Genomic DNA, 16,104 nt, shown 5'->3' with positions numbered 1-16,104 from the left:
ATTTGGATGAATCGCCATCGCGCTCCAGGTTGTTGTTACGCATGATCTTTTCGGAAAACCGCTTCGCACTTTTCCGGATCATGCTTTAGATCTAGCCAAGCAGCGCAAGCCGATCCAAGACGATGTTCGTCTGCGGGTATAAGGGATGTCGATTGCCCGCAAGACGCTGCACTCGCCTCCGGTTTCAGTGACGCGCAATGACGTGATTGCTCGGCGACTCCCACCGCGCCACGACTTCCTCGCCCACCGCGTATCGGAGCCCGGCCTGCTGCGACTGGTTCTGCTCGAACACAATGATCTGGCCACCACTCGGTGTCTTGAGATAGTAATGACTGACGAATCCCCGATAGATGGCCTGGTCGACGCGCGCCGTCACGCTGTTGGCACTCTGCGCTGCCGGGCTCTGGCCAACACGCTCGACCACGATCGCCTCGGGCCTGATCGAAACCATCACGTCGCTGGCCGACGACGGGATCTGATCAACCTGAAGGCTGAGTTCGGGCGAGACACGAATGACCGCTCCGCTTCCGTTGCGCTGCTCGACGGGCCCCTGAAACAGATTTGACGCGCCGATGAACTGCGCGACGAATTTCGAGGCCGGACGCTGGTAGATTTCCGTCGCCGAACCGACCTGCTCGAGCTTGCCGTCGCGCATGACCACGATCTTGTCGGCCATCGTCAGGGCCTCGTCCTGGTCGTGGGTCACCATGATTGTGGTCAGGCCGAGCCTGCGCTGAAGCGCGCGCAGCTCGACCTGCATGCTCTCGCGAAGCCCCTTGTCGAGCGCCCCGAGCGGCTCGTCGAGCAGCAGCATGGCCGGCTCGATCACGAGGGCCCGCCCCAATGCGACGCGCTGCTGCTGGCCGCCGGAGAGCTGCGCCGGATAGCGCTTGCCGAAGCTGGAGAGCTGCACGAGGCTGAGCGCCTCGCCCACCTTCCTTGCGGCATCGGCCTTGGATATGCCGCGCATCTCGAGGCCGAAGGCGATGTTCTCCTCGACGGTCAGATGAGGAAACAGCGCGTAGTTCTGGAACAGCATCCCGACGTTGCGTCGATGCACGGGAACATCCGTCATCCTCTTGTCATTCACGAAGACGTCGCCGGATGTCGGGCGGATCAGCCCCGCGATCATGCGGAGGCAGGTCGTCTTGCCGCACCCGCTCGGACCGAGCAGCGCGACCATATGGCCGGGCTCGATCATGAGCGAGACGTCGTCGACCGCAACGGTGCGGTTATATTCCTTGCTGAGGCGGTCAAGCCTGACTTCGGAAGACCTCATGGCACCTGTCCTAGCTCGTAAACACCTGATTATAGCGCTCCAGCCACGGGCCGCGGCGGGGAACGATGAACTTCCAATCCGGCGTGAACAGTCCGAGATCGGTCGCCTTGGTGTCGGGATAGGCCAGGAACTTGGCCGTCTCCGGCTTGAAGTCGATGCCGCCGACCGAGGGCGCGCTGAGCGTCTGCTCGGACAGCATCTTGGCGACCGAGGGCTCCAGAATGCGGTTGATCAGGGCACAGGCGAGCTCGGGCTCAGGCGCATTCTTGACCAGAGTCATGCTGTTGATGCCGGTGAAGGCGCCTTCCTTCGGGAAGGTCATGTCAATCGGCATGCCCTTCGCCGTGTGCGGATAGATCGCCTTCGAGTATTCGATGCCGCCGATCGTCGCCTGGCCCTGGGCCACCTGGAGCACCTGTGCCTCGCTGTCGTAGATCGTCAGGACATTGGGCTTGAGAGCGGCGAGCTTGTCCCAGCCGCTATCGACCAGATATTGCGCCTCCTGCAGCGGCTTGCCGGTCGTGAGCGCCGTGGCCACGATGAGCATCAAGACGCTCTGGGTGTTCTTGGGCGTGTTCAAGAGGATCTGCTTGCGGTATTTCGCGTCGAAGATCTGCTCATAGCTCTCGAGCGGCTTCGTCACCTGCGGATTGATGAACATGGCCGCGCTCGAGATCGAGAATCCGACGCCGTAGCCATCCTCGAACAGGTACCGCTTATAAACCTTCTCGAGGTTGGGAATTTTCCCGGCGTCGAGCTTGTCGATCAACCCTTCCTGCTTGGCCTGGGGGATGCCGACATCGTCCATCATCATCATGCTGAAGCGCGGCGTGTCGCGGGTCGCGCGCAGAGCGGCGATGTTGGAGAGCGTCGCGCCTTCGATCGTGAAGACGCGGCACTTGAACTCGGCCTCGAACTTGGGAATGACCTCCTTCTGGATAAGCTTGCCCAGCGCGGAGTTGTAGACGCCGACGTGCAGTTGCTTGGCGTCCTGCGCCCACGACCGGCTGATGATCGTCGGGAAAGCAACCGCGGATGCACCGGCCTTAATGAGAGTCCTACGTGTCAGCTTCATGGGTCCAATCTCCATCTAACCAATGCACATCAGGCAGCCAGCGCGCGGCGAAGGCCGACCAGTTTCTCCAGCAGCAGCACGCCGACGATCGCCATCAGGATGATGATCGTCGACATCGCCGGCACGGAAGGGTCAAAGACGTTGACCAGTTGCCGCATCAGGACGAGCGGCACGGGCGAGTATTCGGAGTTCGCCAGCCACATCGTGACCGGGTAATTGTCGAAGGACACCATGAAGGCGAACAGCCCGCCGGCGGCGACGCCCGAGGCGATCTGCGGCAGCGTCACGCGCCAGAAGGTGGTCAGCCGGTTCGCGCCGAGGGTGCGCGCGGCGTCCTCCAGGTTCTCATCCACGAGCTGGAGGCTGGTGACCACGGTACGGATGACATAAGGCGACGTCACGACCACATGGCCGATCAGGAGGTTGAGGCGCGCATCCTGCGAGCCGAGCCTGGTGAGGACCTGAAGCAGCGCCAGGCCGGTGACCAAGGCCGGGAAGATCAGCGGCGACAGCAAGAACCCCTTGATCGCGGCCAGACCAAAGAACTTGCCGCGCACCAGCGCGAAGGACGCCGGCACGCCCAGCAGCAGCGAGCCCGCGGTCGTGCCGAGCGCAAGGAGGATGCTCAGCCTCATCGCCTCGAGGAAGTCGCGGTCCTGGAGAACCTTGGCATACCATTTCAGCGTGAAGCCCTGCGGCGGGAACGTCACGAAATAGGAATCAGAGACTGACACCGCCATGACGAGGAGCAGCGGCGCCAGGATGAACAGCATCATGCCGGCGGTGATGGTGTAGAGAATAAAGGCGCCGAAGCCGGAAAACCGCTCGTCCATCACTCGGCCCTCCTGAGACGCCGGCCTTCCAGAAGCCACATCGAGACGCCGTTCACCGCGAGGACCAGGCCGACGAGAACGACGGCGATCGCAGCCCCGAACGGCCAGTCGTAAACGACGAAGATCTGCTGCTCGATCAGATTGCCGAGCATGACCGCCGAGGCGCCGCCCAGGATCGCCGGAATGACGAAGGAGCCGGCGGTGAGTGAAAAGACCAGGGTAAAGCCCGCGACGAAACCGGGCATGCTCAGCGGCAGCGTCACGCGGAGGAACACCTTCCACCATGGCGCGCCCAGCATCCGGGCAGCATCTTCGAGGTTGGGATCGATCTTGCCGAGCGCCGAGGCCAGCGGCAGAACCATCATCGGGAAGAACACGTGCAGGGATCCGATGACGACGGCGGCCTCGGTGTAGAGGACCGATATCGGTGCGTCGACGACGTGCAGCGTCATCAGGATCCAGTTCAACATGCCCTTCGGACCGTTCTGAAGCACCAATTGCCAGCCGTATCCGCGCACGACGACGCTGACGATCAGGGGCGCGATGACGATCAGGGTGATGATGCGGGTGACCATCGGACGGCTCTTGACCATCACGAGGGCGACGGGATAGGCGAGCACCGTCGCAAGCAACGAGGTGATGATGCTGATACGCAGCGTCGTCCAGAGGACGCGCGCGTAGAGCTCGACGTTGACCAGACGGGCGTAGTGCGCGAGCGTGAACGGACGGCCAATGATACCGCGGCTGTCCTGGGTCTGAATGCTTGAGAGCAGCAGCCCTAGCGCCGGATAGAAGAAGAAGTACGTGAGGAACGCCAGCATCGGGATGGCGAGAAGCCCGACCGGGAGAGCGAGACGCCACCGCGATGCCCGCCGGGTTGCCGGTGGAGCTTGAACACCTAAGACTGCCACCGCATCGTTGCTGGTGGTCATCGCTGGCCGTCCTCGACTGCGCGATACCAAGGCATACCCCTCTGCTGCACAAAGCTTATGCGTCGGCATCCTACAGGACCAAGAACATCTTCGTTTAGGGGCATCAGGATGGATTATGACAATTGGTTCGGCATACTGCTCCGATCTTGGCCGATGAATGCCGCGTGATGCATCTTTCGCACTGCACCAGGCGAGCCGCCATCCCGATGCGCGGTCAGCGCAGGCCTTCGCAAAAACTGGCGATGCGTCGGCAGCCCTCCTTGAGTGATTCGGTATCGGTCGCGTACGAAATCCGGAAGTACGGGCTCATGCCATAGGCGCTGCCCGGGACAGCCGCGACATGATGTTCTTCCAGCAGAGCCGCAATGAAGTCGGCATCGGTATCCAGCCGTCGGCCGGCCTTCGTGGTCTTGCCGATGCAGCCCGCGATGTTTGGAAACACGTAGAAGGCGCCTTGCGGCTTGTGGCAGGTGATACCCGAAATCTGATTGAGCAGCTTGACCACCAGATCGCGCCGGTCGCGATAGATGTCAGCGCGCTCCTTCAGGTAGTCCTGCGGTCCGTCCAGGACCGCGACGGCCGCCGCCTGGCTCACCGTGCAGATTCCACCGGTCGCCTGACCGTGGACGTTGTTCATCGCCTCAATCAGGTCCTTGGGACCGCCACAATAGCCGACCCGCCAGCCGGTCATGGCGTAGGCCTTGGACGCGCCGTTCACTGTCACGACGCGATTCTTCAGCTTCGGCTCGACCTCTGCGATGGTGTAGAACTCGAAACCATCATAGGTGAGATGCTCATAGATGTCGTCGGTGAGAATCCAGACATCGGGGTGCTTCAGCATGACGTCGGCGATCGCGCGCATCTCTTGGCGCGTGCAGGCAGCCCCGGTCGGGTTGTTGGGAAAATTCAGGATCAACCACTTCGTTTTAGGCGTGATGGCCGTCTCCAGATCCGCGGGGCGGAGCTTGAACTGGTTGTTCTCCGGGCAAGGCACCGCGATGGGCGTCCCCTCCGCAAGGAGAACGATGTCGGCATAGGTGATCCAGCCCGGTGTGGGAATGACGACCTCGTCGCCGGGATTGCAGGTCGCAAACAGCGCGTTGAAGATGATCTGCTTGCCGCCATTGGCGATCAGGATCTCGTCGAGGCCGTAGTCGAGATTGTTCTCGCGTTTGAACTTGCGCTGGACCGCGGTACGCAGCGCGACAGTTCCCGGCTGCGCCGGATACTTGGTATCGCCTGCGAGGGCGGCCCGATGTGCGGCCTCGATCGCGTGCGGCGGCGTCGGAAAATCGGGCTCGCCGGATGACAGACCAACGATCTTGACGCCGGCGTCCCGGAGCTCGCGCGCCTTGTCCGTCATCGCCGCCGAGGCCGACACCTTCACAGTCTTGAGGCGGGTTGCGAGTTCAGGCATTGTCTGCTCCACTTCTCATCTCTTTCAAACGTGCGGCCTCGGATCGGCTCGCAAATCGCAATTCGCCGACGACCTGGAACGTGGGTACGACCTCGATCGTCGCGACGTTCATCCGCGCCGGCGATCCGACCGCGAACGCAATGGCATCGGCGATGTCTTCGGATTGAAGTGTTTCGAACGCCCCGACGAAGCGGGCATCCGGATTGTCGGCAGCGTTCTGGTTCTGGAAGATGCTCGTCGCCACACGCCCGGGTGAGACTTCGGTGACACGAACGCTGGTGCCGTAGAGATCGACGCGCAATTGCTGCGACAGCGAATGAACGCCGGCCTTCGTCGCGTGATAGGCCACGGATGAGTTGAATGTCGTGGCGTTCTCGCCGAATGCATAGTGGCCGGCGATCGACGAGACATTGACAACGTGGCCGCGGTTGCGCCGCGCCATACTGGGTGCGATCAGCCGCGTCAGGTGCAGGACCGCCCGCAGATTGACGTCGACCAGCGTGTCGACATCGTCAGGCGCGGTATCCAGGATGGTGCCGCGCCGCGACTGGCCGGCATTGTTCACGAGAACATCGAATTCAGCCGAACTCGCAAGGCGCTTCAAAGCGTCGAGATCGTTCACGTCAACCGCGCATGCGTGACATCCGGTCTCAGCTGATAGGCTGGCCAGCCTGCGAACGTCGCGCGCCAGTGCGTGAACCTCAAGCCCCTCGGCGCGGAGGCGACGAACCGTTGCAGCCCCGATACCGGAGGACGCGCCCGTCACCAACGCCGTTCGGTAGTCCGAAAATCCCATTCGCAAGGCTCGCTTGCCGTCAGCCAGAGCGGCGGAAAGCTACGTGCAGGGATTGGCACCCGCATACAGCGGATTTGTTCTGCCCTCATAAGGACATCCAATATCCCCCAGCCGAAAGTCGTCCGGCGTGCGAGCCATAAGCACAACCGATGCAGGCAGAGTGAATTTCTCTTACTCGTCACCGCGCGCATCCGCCTACATTTTGCGATGCGCTTCGCTCACCCATGGGAGACGGACTAGTGTTGGAAGTCGGCAATCGGATCGTCATGGTCTCCGGGGCTTCGCGCGGCATCGGACGCGCCGTCGTCGACCGGCTGCTAGAGTCGGGCTTTCGCGTATCGGCGGGGCTTCGCGATCCGAGCCGCCTCGTCGAGAGCGAGAGGCTCATGACGCACTACTATGACGCCGAAGACGTCAAGAGCCCGATCTCCTGGGTCAACGCAACGGTCGCGCGGTGGGGCGGCGTCGATGCTATGGTCAACGCGGCCGGCATCAATCCGAAGGTCCGTGTCTCTGATGAGGGCGAGAACGAGCTGGATGAGATGTGGCGCGTGAACGTCAAGGGTCCCTTGCGCCTCGTGAGAGCCACCCTCCCCCATCTGGCCGTGTGCGGTCATGGCCGGGTCGTCAATCTGGGATCGCTAGCTGGCAAGCGCGTCGGAAGCAACGTTGGTTACGCGATGACCAAGTTCGCCGTCGTTGCACTCACCCACGGCATTCGCCGCGAAGGACGCGCGGCGGGAATTCGGGCGACGGTCGTCTGCCCGGGTTACGTTGCGACGGACATGACGCTGAACGACGACGAGATCCCGCGCCACGAGATGAGCCAGCCGGGCGACATCGCACGCTTGGTGGAAACTGCGCTCATGATGCCGAACAATGCGTCGGTCTCCGAGATGCTCGTGCACTGCCAGTTCGAACCGATGCTATAGGCCCGGCCGGAACGGTTATCATATGGCAGAGGTTGACCCGAACGGCAACCCAAGAACTGCCGCGCTGCATTTCGTCTTCGTTTAACTTTCCGCCACCTCAACGCAGCGGATGCGCAGATCTATCTTGTGCCCGCACCGGCCGGTCCCACGTGCTTGAGCTCGCTCGTACGTTCGCAGATCGGATGCGGCCCACTTCCGGGGCCTGCCCACCAAAAATCTGCCGGCATCATCATCACAGGGCATGCAATGAGCAGCAGCATGCTGAGCATCATGGTGCTGCTGATGATGGGCGGGATATACCGGTACCATTGTTGCCGAACTGGCTGCTAGGCTCGCGCAAAATTATCTTTCTTGGCGAACAGAGGCGCCGCGCTGTCGAGCACCTCTTTCGGAAGCATCCTCAATTGCTCTGCGTCGAACGGGAGGTGAGTGAGATAGTTCGCCACCAGAGCGCCTACGGCTCCAGCCTGCGCTGCATCTCGTTGGAGTTTTAGCGCCTCCCTGTCCGGCCGACGGGACAGCCATAGTTTACGGGCGGCCCAAACCCGCGGGTCGGGAGCCACGATACGCACCGGTTCGCCTTTTTCGTCGATGGCCACCGCCTCGAACGCGGGGGCATTCTGCAGCCAATCGAGGCCTTCGATCTGCACAGCGGCTAGATCTTCCGGGTCTAGGCCGATCTTGTCTGGAGCCTTCTTCCAAGGTGGGCTCCGCATTGGCTTGATCACATCGACGAGATAGCCATCCCGGTTTACGGCACGGAACGTCTGCTTGGCACGTTCGAAGCTGGTATCCACTCGCTTGAGTATCTTCATGAGCGATGATTCAGAGACGTCGTCGTCCGCGACGAACGTAAGGCCGCCGCGTGCGTCGAACAGCAGATCGAGGTCTTCCGTCGTAGCCAAGCCTGGATCGAGTCTGACGCCGGAAGAGGCCTCGTAACCGTAGATCGCGTTCGTCCCAAGAATCCGAATGCCGGAACCCAGAATTCCGAAGCCGTCGAGCGCGCGCATGATCCGCGCTCCCAGCAACGGCACGCGGCCCAAGCCGAGCGCACGATTGACCGCGGCTTGCCGTTCCAGGGTATCGCGCAAATTCTTCACCCTGTTTTCTGCAGCAGCACGTTTCGCTTCGAAGTCCGCCTTCATCTTTTCAGTTTCGGGGGAACGCGCGCCCAGCGAGGCCTGCTTCCGGACGCCTGCGTTGTTGTAGTAGCTGCGGACGAGGTACTGGCGGCCTTTCGACTCCGCCCAAGTCAGGGAACCCCGATGAGCATTGTAGGCCTCCTTTGCGTCCCGTAGGGCCTGGAACCGTTGCTGACTATTGATCACCTCTCGGCGCTGGTCATTGTTAAGCTCTTGAAAATCCATGGTTTCGACGACCCTAACTAATTTTAGACCCCACTGTTGAAACTGTATTTATCCTTAAATATCAATAGTTTCAACAGTTCAATCGAAAGTTCAGGCCAGGTGTTGAAACAGCAACCCGTCGGCCCCTTGGGAGACAGATATTTCTTTCGTTTATGCGCTTATTGCGTCTAGTTCGAATGGTGCTTTCATACCGCCCATCGAGAATCACCGTGCCAGCCTGTGCCCAGGAGCTAGGGGTTGACCGGCTGCCTCCGCCAGCGAGAAGGTGGCCGCCAACCAGCTTCGTCAGATGCTGGGGTCCCATGCTCATGGCGGCGTAAAGCTGCGTTTGCTCCAGGACGAGCACAAGAAGCCTACTGAGATCACCCTGCCCCCCAAGCCTATCGTGCCTGCTGATGGAATTGTTGCGGCAAATCGTGCGTGGCGATGCGGTGTCGCTTGTGCCCGTGCATGAGATGCTGACGACGCAGCAGGCAGCGGATAACCTGAATGTTTCGCGTCCGTTCCTGATCTCACTTCTGGAACGAGGTGACATGAATTACAGAATGGTGGGCCGTCATCGCAGGATCAGGGCAGAAGACCTGTTTGCCTATAAACGCGTGCGGGACAAGAAACGCAGCAAGGCTCTTTCCGACCTCGCCGAACTGGACGCCGAGAACATGTAGAGCTTGTTTGCAAATCGATTTACTGCACTTGGCCGCCTGCACTTGCGAGCACAGGAAGCCGCGGAGCTGCAGGAGACAGTTGACCTGCTGAGCCCGTACGTCGAAGCTCTCCAGGGCTAGTGCGAGTATCGGCACTACGGCCAGACCCGGTAGCAGCAGCGCATCATGCTGCCGGGCATCGGCATTTCCGAGTGGACGACCTGAAGGCAGATATGGTGCGAGCAAGCAAGAAAGTCGAACCATGTTGCTTCTCAATCAGCACAATGAACACGGCACCTCCCTGGCTTCATCGGATGCAGAAATATTGAGCGTCGAAGCCGCTCGCGAAGTGGAGCGGTTTCTACGCCATCGCGCTGGCCACAAAGAGACTCCACTCGTCTCTCTGCCGGGCCTTGCTCGTGAGATCGGCGTGGCCTCGATCCACATAAAAGACGAGGGCCATCGGCTCGGGCTTGGCAGTTTCAAAGCCTTGGGTGGATCCTATGCCGTGATCCGGCTGGTCTTGGAGGAAGCAACTCGGCGGCTCGGCCGAGCTGTTGACGTCTCTGAGCTTCAGACACCTGACGTGATGGCCGTGGCTCGGGAGATGACGGTATCCTGCGCCACCGATGGAAATCATGGCAGGTCCGTCGCGCAAGGCGCCCGACTCGTTGGCGCGAAATGTGCCATATTCGTTCACTCCGGGGTCAGCGATGAACGTATCGACGCAATCGCCCGTTTTGGTGCGCAGATGATCCGGGTCAACGGCAACTATGACGACTCGGTCGTAGAAGCATCCCGAGTTGGCGCAGAAAAGGGTTGGATCACGGTCTCTGATACGTCCTGGCAGGGCTATGAGCGTATCCCCGGATTTGTAATGCAGGGATATACCGCACTCTTGAGTGAAGCACTGCGACAGCTCGCCAAAATCCCGACCCATGTCTTCGTCCAGGCCGGGGTTGGCGGAATCGCCGCAGCGGTAGCGGGACATCTTTCGGTTCTATTCGGCAACAACCGTCCGTTCTTTACGGTTGTCGATCCCTCGCGTGCAGCGTGCCTCTTCGAGAGCGCTCGAGCTGGCCGTCTGGTCAAGGTGCCTCATGAGCGGCCGACGGTGATGGCGATGCTCGAGTGCTATGAACCTTCGCTCGTCGCTTGGCGCATCCTGTCGCGTGCAGCGGACGCCTTCATGACTGTCGACGAGGAGGACGCAATAAATGTTATGAAGCGCCTTGCAAACCCCAGAGATGGAGACCCCGCTATTGTTGCAGGAGAAAGTGGCGGTGTTGGTCTTGCAGGGTTGCTGAGGGTTGCTTCTGACCGCACATTGCGTGGCAGGATTGGCCTTGGACAAGATGCACGGGTATTCTTAGTTAATACCGAGGGCGCGACCGATCCCAGCCTCTACGAGGAGCTGGTTGGTGCGCCCCCAGCGCAAGTGGCGGCCGAAACTGACCGGACCAAATACAGGTCAACAGACCTTATGTCTTAAGCAATCTGACAAGCTCACCGCGCGCTTAGAGTTCGTCGCGAACGCCGTCCAGATATGCTTGCCGTCCGGCGCTCAGCCTCTCCCACCTCAGGCGCTGCAATTGCGCTAAAACCCGCTTTGTCTCTCAAGTCCCGGTCTTCGCCCAAGCGTTTTCGATCATGTTGGCGGCACGTGGCCGGCATTGTGAAATAGCTCACGTAGCGCCTCCGACCTGAATCACCCTGAAGGCCTGAAACGCCCATCAGTTCCGCGAAAGGACATGCGGGTGCTCAAGCTCATTTTGAGATCTCAAAACCTAACAGACCGATGCTGCATAGGGGATGATTCATGCGCAATCATGACCTTGTCTCGGGCATAGCAACGCGAAGCCGGGCGCAGTCAGTGCCAGTCGACTCTGCGGCACACCGTGTAAAGTCTGTAAAGTCACCAGAATTCAGAAGATCTATGCTGGCGACCGACCGCGGCGGCGGCGTGAACTACGCGGGACACCCAAGCCGAACTCGCGGACGCTCTTGGAATTTCGGCTGGCTATCTGAGCCAAATGGAAGGAGATCAAAGGCCGATCACGCGCAAGCTACTAATGCGCCTCAGCCGTCTGCTCGGTATTTGATCGAATTATATCGCGGCTGACGATGAGTTGCGTCTCGCGAGCAAACGCGCGTGGCACAGAATGCTTCGGGTGCCGCGAGCCGCTTCCCTATGATGAGGTCCGGAATTGGGTTGGATGGAAGCGAATTATTTCGATGCGCTTGATCATGCCGCCCAAAGACTCGCTGAGAGACGAAACTTCCATCCCGAGAACCACAGTGGAGACTTCATCAAGTTTCTGCGCGACGCGTATGGGATCCGCAAGGCGCAAGCTCCAGAGGATCTTGACAAGGGCATGATCTGGCGCGTTGATAACAACGCCAAGACAGTTTTTCTATCCGGAGATGCCCGCGTAGAAACCGGCTGTTCTGGATCGCTCACGTCATCGGCCTCCTGGAACGGCGAGAGAGCATCGAGCGGCAGATCAGACAGGCAGCTTAAGCAACGAGGAAGCCGCACCGCTAGCACGTTCGCTCTCGCCAACTGCTACGCCGGCGCACTGCTCATGCCGTACGAAGCCTTCTTCACCACCGCGCGCTGGGCGCGGTACGACTCGAACGACTTCAACGACGCTTCGGAGCGAACAGGTCTTCCACCGCTTGAGCACACTTCAACGTCGGAACTCTCCGGGAATTTCCGTTGTATTTTTTTTAAGACCGACATCGCCGGAAATGTGCTGAACCGTAGCAGCGCCACGCGCTTTCGGTTCGCCGTTTCGGAGGCCCCTGCGCCGTCTGGAACGTGCACCGATCGTTTTCGCATCATGGCCGCATCCTGGTCCAGTTGGCCGCCACGCCGGAGAGCCTGCGAACGCTCGATTTGTCATCACTGGGCGCTACCGCCGATTGGACACCCGCTTGACGTCAGTACAATCGAAAGAGGTCGTGCCATATCAAATCAACACCAAAGTTCCGCGAACCAGCGGCAGCAGATGATGACGCAAGAGCAACAACGGCGGCTTCGGCAATCGGTTGCGCGTGGATGTGGACGTGTGTATCTGTAGTCAAGTTGAGAGCTAGCGCACGACAGGCTAACCGCATCCAAGAGTCCGCCGGGCTTGCAGGAGCAAGGAGGCCCAGGAATTCAGACGTGGGCCTTCTTTGTCCCACCCAGGCCTGAGCCGGGGGGCTCCGGACCGCAACAAGAGGCAGCCATGTTCGGAAACCAGACTTTCCTCCTATTCTTGGCAGCGGCGCTGCTTGTGGCGATCACGCCAGGACCGGGTGTTTTCTATATCGTCGCGCGAACACTTGCCGGCGGCAGGGGCGAAGGTTTGGCGTCCAGCGTCGGTCTGGGTCTCGGTGGGCTTGTGCACGTACTGGCTGGCGCGGTCGGCCTCTCCACCCTCGTCATGGCGAGCGCGGAGGCTTTCACTTTGCTGAAGATCGCGGGAGGCCTGTATCTCGTCTGGCTGGGAATCAAAACATGGCGCGAAGCGCGTATCGGCGAACCGACCGACGTCCACACAACCGGAGCGCGTCGAGCCTTCCGTGAGGGCATCGTCGTTGAGGCGCTCAACCCCAAGACGGCCGCTTTCTTTCTCGCATTCATCCCGCAGTTCGTCGATCCATCGGCGAACGTTGCCACTCAATTCATCACTTTGGGCCTCATCTCCGTCGCACTTAATACGGGCGTAGATCTAATTGTCACCTATTGGGCCGCGAAAGCGAGAGCTGGATTTGCAAAGCGACCGTCGTTCATTGTCAAAACGCGACAGGCGTCGGGTGCTGTCATGTGCGGCCTGGGAGCGACGTTGCTGTTGGCTCGTCGCACAAGTTAGCCTTCCAGGCTCGCAAATCGCCGCCGCGTTTCAGCATCGGGACGCTCCGTGCTCCGCTCTCCAATAGGGAGACCGTGGGAAACGTGCCGGTGTTCGAATCATAACGGTCTTCTGGAGCAAGCTCCGAAAGCAGCCTTGTTGTGTCCGTGAGTTCGGACAATAGATCTTGTACCCCGCTCCAGTTAAGGCGGATCTCCTCTACCAATGGCCCAGCCATGCGTAGGGCGAGGGGCAAGCCATCAAGATCAAAACGAGTTGCCGGGCCTCGGCGGCGTGTGCGTTTAGGAACGTGGGTGCGACGTACTTCAGCAATTCGAGGCGACACTCTCAGGCCTCGGAATCCCGGGAATTTGCGTTCTGTCGTATTGAGACTTGCACCCCGTTGCTCGTCCCCGCGCCATTCTCGTCCGGTCCGATCGCTTCGAGGACGCTGGAGAGGCGGCAAAGCGCCTAAAGAGCAGGAGATGAGCCGGCGCGATCTCGCCGGCCGAGATTCGTCACCGGAACCATGGTGCAATGTCCGGTTTCCCGTCGACAGCCGATATCGCGACGCCTCGTTTCTTGCTCAGCTTGGGGCCAAAACTAGCCTCACGCGCTGGCGCGGCTTCCACTTGAAGCAGAACGAGCTTTGGTATCTGGGGGCCGCATCAATCCGGTGTGGTCGCGCGCAGGATGGGTAAATTGACCTTTGCCCGCATAGGCTGCGGTACCCCATACATGCAAGAGCGCCAGAGCCACTCGACAGGACCGAACCGATAGCGGCCCAGCCACCACGCGCTGAACACCACCTGCGCGACATACACGAAAATGCCGATCGCCAGTGTCGCGGCCACGTCGAGGCGGCCAAATTGGCCTAGACCATAGCCGTAGAAGATCCAGCCGCAGATCACAGATTGCGCGAGATAGTTGGTGAGCGCCATGCGGCCAAGCGGCGCGGCCCAGCCCAGCATCCTCCACCCGGCCCAGAGGTTCACAGCGGCGATGACTGCGGCCGCATAACCCAGGGCCAACACGACCGCCCCCAGCTGTTCTACCGAAAAATGCGCGCGCCCGAGCGACGGCCAATCGAAGAGCTCCTGTCCTGCTGCCGCGAGACTCAATCCGGCGCCGAGAAGAATGCCAAAGGTTGCGACGACGAACAGCAGTCGCCGGCTCGCCGAAGCCCAACGCAAAACCCCGCTGCGCCACGCGAAGGCGCCGACCAGGAACAGCGCGACAGTGCGCGGCAAGGCCATGACCTGCAGCGGAAGAATCACCGTCACCTCGCGGATCCGGAACGCGAGCACATCGAAAAATCCGCCCGTGCCGTAGGCACGCGTCGCGTCCGCGGCAAGAGCGGCCATCCCGGCCGCATCCGGCAGCGGCACGATCGGCGATAGCACCGGCATGGTCACGTAGAGCCCTAGGAGCAGCAGGGCTCCACCCGCCATGAGCCACCGCGCGCCGCCAAGGAAGGGCAGCACCACGAAGCCCGCCAGCGCATAATGGACGAGAATGTCGCCGCTCCAGATCAGATGGAGATGCACCAAGCCAATCCCCAGCAACACCACCAGCCTGCGCGCGAGCAAGATCATGCGCCGTGGATTGCCGGCAAGCCGCTCGAATTGGATGGCGAGGCCGACGCCGAACAGCAGCGACAACAGCGCAATCGCCTTGGAGTCGACGGCGACCGTCAGCACGGCCGCCACCGCCCGGTCCAGCGGCCCCGCCGGCTCCGCGTTCGGCAAGTACGACCCGAAGATGGAGACCCGAAATATGGTCACGATGTTCATGGCCAGCACGCCGAGCAGGGCCAAGCCCCGCAGGGCGTCAATCGCGTCGAGTCGCTCCGACGGGCTCACAGGCTTTGCAAGCGTGTCACTCGCCGGCGCGGTTCGCGAGGCGATGCTTCCGCCGGTCATTGCAGGACGCTCCAATTTCCGATGGAGAGATTTAGAATGCCGCGCCGTGCCGCATCAAACTACCTGAATTGGGGGGCTGACTCGAACCGTGACAAATTGATTTACTGCCAATGCGCGACGAAAGATTTTCTCTCACAAAAACTTCAATTGGCATACGAGCGCGAATGGCGGTTGTTGGGTCCGCGCGGCCGTCTTGAAATAGCCGGCGAAAGACTTGTGTCCGAATTATATCTGGGTTCTCGCATTGCACGACCTCATAAGAGGAGGATTTTGGCTGCACTTGCACCTATCGGTGTGCCCATATTCGAAATGAATATTACTGACTATTTGCATCAATGGGTCGAGGCACGCATCTAAAGCCGTAGCCTGAACTCCCAACGTAGAGAACGCGTGTCGTCTCAATGCAAGTCAGGAGCAAAGCAACGACCGCTTCGGGTCAAAGCGGCCCCTATCCGCACCACGAAATGCAGGCGCGACACCCATTGCAGAGCCCGCGCAGACACCACGGCGAGATGCGGGTCACAAGCAGCGGTCGAAGGGAGCACGGCTTCGCGTCCGGCTGCCGCCGATAGTACGATGGTCTCAGGCCTTGTTCGGCTAATGGCCGGGTTTACTCGCCTTCACTCCTCTCAGGGCAGTGATTTGCTGTCGACCAGGACGATGGTCTCAAAGATCGACCCGCCGTTATCTCGGACCCTGACTGAAAGTCGACCTTTCCGGCGCCGAGCGAGGAACTCTCGCGCAGCCTCGCCGAGCGATAGGCAAGCTTCAATATCCCGGAGCTCGGTCCCTTCACCGTCTTCGTGAATGGAGCAGCTTTCGTGATGATCGAACTAGAACTTTTCATGATCGGCATCAAAGACCGCAATCGGCGTTCCTAACGCTCCTATTGAATACCGCGGCTTTAACCTGGATCGGATTTGTTCCGCGGCGTCCGTCCACTTCTCTTAAGGGTGCCAACGGATGTGCGCGGCATTGATCAGCATTGCGGCCGCGACCAAAAGAGCCGCCGAGCCCGCGAAGAAATGCAGAATAGCCACTCGGCAGATTCTCCTCAGGAGTTCC

Annotated in this window: 14 protein-coding genes and 1 pseudogene; 7 read left to right on the top strand and 8 right to left on the bottom strand. The window is 60.5% G+C overall.

The annotated features are described in order from the left end of the window. Nucleotides 1-184: 184 nt before the first annotated feature. From XI04_RS27700 to XI04_RS27675, 6 genes are all read right to left on the bottom strand, one after another. Entirely contained in the window at nt 185-1,279 is a 1,095-nt protein-coding gene (locus XI04_RS27700) for an ABC transporter ATP-binding protein (RefSeq protein ID WP_271595767.1), read from the bottom strand. Between the two features lie 10 nt (nt 1,280-1,289). Beyond that, nucleotides 1,290-2,354, bottom strand: a complete 1,065-nt coding sequence (locus XI04_RS27695; protein WP_245003409.1) for an extracellular solute-binding protein — start codon at nt 2,352-2,354, stop codon at nt 1,290-1,292. 29 nt (nt 2,355-2,383) lie between these two features. Next, nucleotides 2,384-3,187: an ABC transporter permease gene (locus XI04_RS27690; RefSeq protein ID WP_192893110.1), complete on the bottom strand. Its 804-nt coding sequence runs from the start codon at nt 3,185-3,187 to the stop codon at nt 2,384-2,386. After that, complete coding sequence (locus tag XI04_RS27685) at nt 3,187-4,119, bottom strand: ABC transporter permease (protein ID WP_271595768.1); 933 nt, start codon at nt 4,117-4,119, stop codon at nt 3,187-3,189. Before XI04_RS27685 ends, XI04_RS27690 begins: the two co-directional genes overlap by 1 nt. A 214-nt stretch (nt 4,120-4,333) precedes the next feature. Then, nucleotides 4,334-5,536, bottom strand: coding sequence for a pyridoxal phosphate-dependent aminotransferase (locus XI04_RS27680; protein WP_271623841.1), 1,203 nt, complete (start codon nt 5,534-5,536; stop codon nt 4,334-4,336). Next, nucleotides 5,529-6,332: an SDR family oxidoreductase gene (locus XI04_RS27675; protein WP_271623840.1), complete on the bottom strand. Its 804-nt coding sequence runs from the start codon at nt 6,330-6,332 to the stop codon at nt 5,529-5,531. Before XI04_RS27675 ends, XI04_RS27680 begins: the two co-directional genes overlap by 8 nt. A 239-nt stretch (nt 6,333-6,571) precedes the next feature. On the opposite strand from XI04_RS27675, the gene XI04_RS27670 reads away from it, so the two are divergent. Continuing rightward, entirely contained in the window at nt 6,572-7,264 is a 693-nt protein-coding gene (locus tag XI04_RS27670; protein WP_271595771.1) for an SDR family NAD(P)-dependent oxidoreductase, read from the top strand. 326 nt (nt 7,265-7,590) lie between these two features. Here the strand turns inward: XI04_RS27670 and XI04_RS27665 are convergent, their stop codons facing one another. After that, complete coding sequence (locus tag XI04_RS27665) at nt 7,591-8,634, bottom strand: nucleotidyltransferase domain-containing protein (protein WP_271623839.1); 1,044 nt, start codon at nt 8,632-8,634, stop codon at nt 7,591-7,593. A 395-nt stretch (nt 8,635-9,029) separates the two neighbouring features. Here XI04_RS27665 and XI04_RS27660 point away from each other — a divergent pair, with 395 nt between their 5' ends. The 5 genes and pseudogenes from XI04_RS27660 (at nt 9,030) to XI04_RS27645 (ending at nt 13,138) form a co-directional block, all read left to right on the top strand. Then, on the top strand, nt 9,030-9,299 hold the full coding sequence (locus XI04_RS27660) for an excisionase family DNA-binding protein (RefSeq protein ID WP_271595773.1): 270 nt from the start codon (nt 9,030-9,032) through the stop codon (nt 9,297-9,299). A gap of 241 nt (nt 9,300-9,540) precedes the next feature. Next, nucleotides 9,541-10,770: a diaminopropionate ammonia-lyase gene (locus XI04_RS27655; protein ID WP_271623838.1), complete on the top strand. Its 1,230-nt coding sequence runs from the start codon at nt 9,541-9,543 to the stop codon at nt 10,768-10,770. Between the two features lie 499 nt (nt 10,771-11,269). Beyond that, nucleotides 11,270-11,380: pseudogene (locus tag XI04_RS38920) on the top strand (helix-turn-helix domain-containing protein); the annotation flags it as partial. Nucleotides 11,381-11,494: 114 nt separating this feature from the next. After that, nucleotides 11,495-12,361, top strand: a complete 867-nt coding sequence (locus XI04_RS27650) for a hypothetical protein (RefSeq protein ID WP_271623837.1) — start codon at nt 11,495-11,497, stop codon at nt 12,359-12,361. Between the two features lie 150 nt (nt 12,362-12,511). Then, the gene (locus tag XI04_RS27645; RefSeq protein WP_271623836.1) at nt 12,512-13,138 is read left to right on the top strand and encodes a LysE family translocator; all 627 of its coding nucleotides are present in this window, start codon (nt 12,512-12,514) and stop codon (nt 13,136-13,138) included. Nucleotides 13,139-13,785: 647 nt separating this feature from the next. On the opposite strand, the gene XI04_RS27640 is transcribed toward XI04_RS27645, so the two are convergent. Beyond that, nucleotides 13,786-15,039 carry a DUF418 domain-containing protein gene (locus XI04_RS27640; RefSeq protein ID WP_271623835.1) on the bottom strand — a complete coding sequence of 418 codons (1,254 nt, stop codon included), beginning with the start codon at nt 15,037-15,039 and terminating at the stop codon, nt 13,786-13,788. Between the two features lie 36 nt (nt 15,040-15,075). On the opposite strand from XI04_RS27640, the gene XI04_RS27635 reads away from it, so the two are divergent. Next, nucleotides 15,076-15,396 (top strand): hypothetical protein, encoded by a 321-nt coding sequence (locus tag XI04_RS27635; RefSeq protein WP_271623834.1) that lies wholly within the window; start codon nt 15,076-15,078, stop codon nt 15,394-15,396. The last annotated feature ends 708 nt before the right edge of the window (nt 15,397-16,104 follow it).

The organism is Bradyrhizobium sp. CCBAU 11430 (genome assembly GCF_028128855.1).
GTDB classification, from domain to species: domain Bacteria; phylum Pseudomonadota; class Alphaproteobacteria; order Rhizobiales; family Xanthobacteraceae; genus Bradyrhizobium; species Bradyrhizobium ottawaense.
This window is presented reverse-complemented; position numbering and strand designations above follow the sequence as displayed.

What these genes read in the sequence shown, in the direction of transcription:
- XI04_RS27700 (WP_271595767.1), bottom strand. Translation starts at nt 1,279, where the DNA reads ATGAGGTCTTCCGAAGTCAGGCTTGACCGCCTCAGCAAGGAATATAAC.
- XI04_RS27695 (WP_245003409.1), bottom strand. Translation starts at nt 2,354, where the DNA reads ATGAAGCTGACACGTAGGACTCTCATTAAGGCCGGTGCATCCGCGGTT.
- XI04_RS27690 (WP_192893110.1), bottom strand. Translation starts at nt 3,187, where the DNA reads ATGGACGAGCGGTTTTCCGGCTTCGGCGCCTTTATTCTCTACACCATC.
- XI04_RS27685 (WP_271595768.1), bottom strand. Translation starts at nt 4,119, where the DNA reads ATGACCACCAGCAACGATGCGGTGGCAGTCTTAGGTGTTCAAGCTCCA.
- XI04_RS27680 (WP_271623841.1), bottom strand. Translation starts at nt 5,536, where the DNA reads ATGCCTGAACTCGCAACCCGCCTCAAGACTGTGAAGGTGTCGGCCTCG.
- XI04_RS27675 (WP_271623840.1), bottom strand. Translation starts at nt 6,332, where the DNA reads ATGGGATTTTCGGACTACCGAACGGCGTTGGTGACGGGCGCGTCCTCC.
- XI04_RS27665 (WP_271623839.1), bottom strand. Translation starts at nt 8,634, where the DNA reads ATGGATTTTCAAGAGCTTAACAATGACCAGCGCCGAGAGGTGATCAAT.
- XI04_RS27660 (WP_271595773.1), top strand. Translation starts at nt 9,030, where the DNA reads ATGGAATTGTTGCGGCAAATCGTGCGTGGCGATGCGGTGTCGCTTGTG.
- XI04_RS27655 (WP_271623838.1), top strand. Translation starts at nt 9,541, where the DNA reads ATGTTGCTTCTCAATCAGCACAATGAACACGGCACCTCCCTGGCTTCA.
- XI04_RS27650 (WP_271623837.1), top strand. Translation starts at nt 11,495, where the DNA reads ATGGAAGCGAATTATTTCGATGCGCTTGATCATGCCGCCCAAAGACTC.
- XI04_RS27645 (WP_271623836.1), top strand. Translation starts at nt 12,512, where the DNA reads ATGTTCGGAAACCAGACTTTCCTCCTATTCTTGGCAGCGGCGCTGCTT.
- XI04_RS27640 (WP_271623835.1), bottom strand. Translation starts at nt 15,039, where the DNA reads ATGACCGGCGGAAGCATCGCCTCGCGAACCGCGCCGGCGAGTGACACG.
- XI04_RS27635 (WP_271623834.1), top strand. Translation starts at nt 15,076, where the DNA reads ATGCCGCGCCGTGCCGCATCAAACTACCTGAATTGGGGGGCTGACTCG.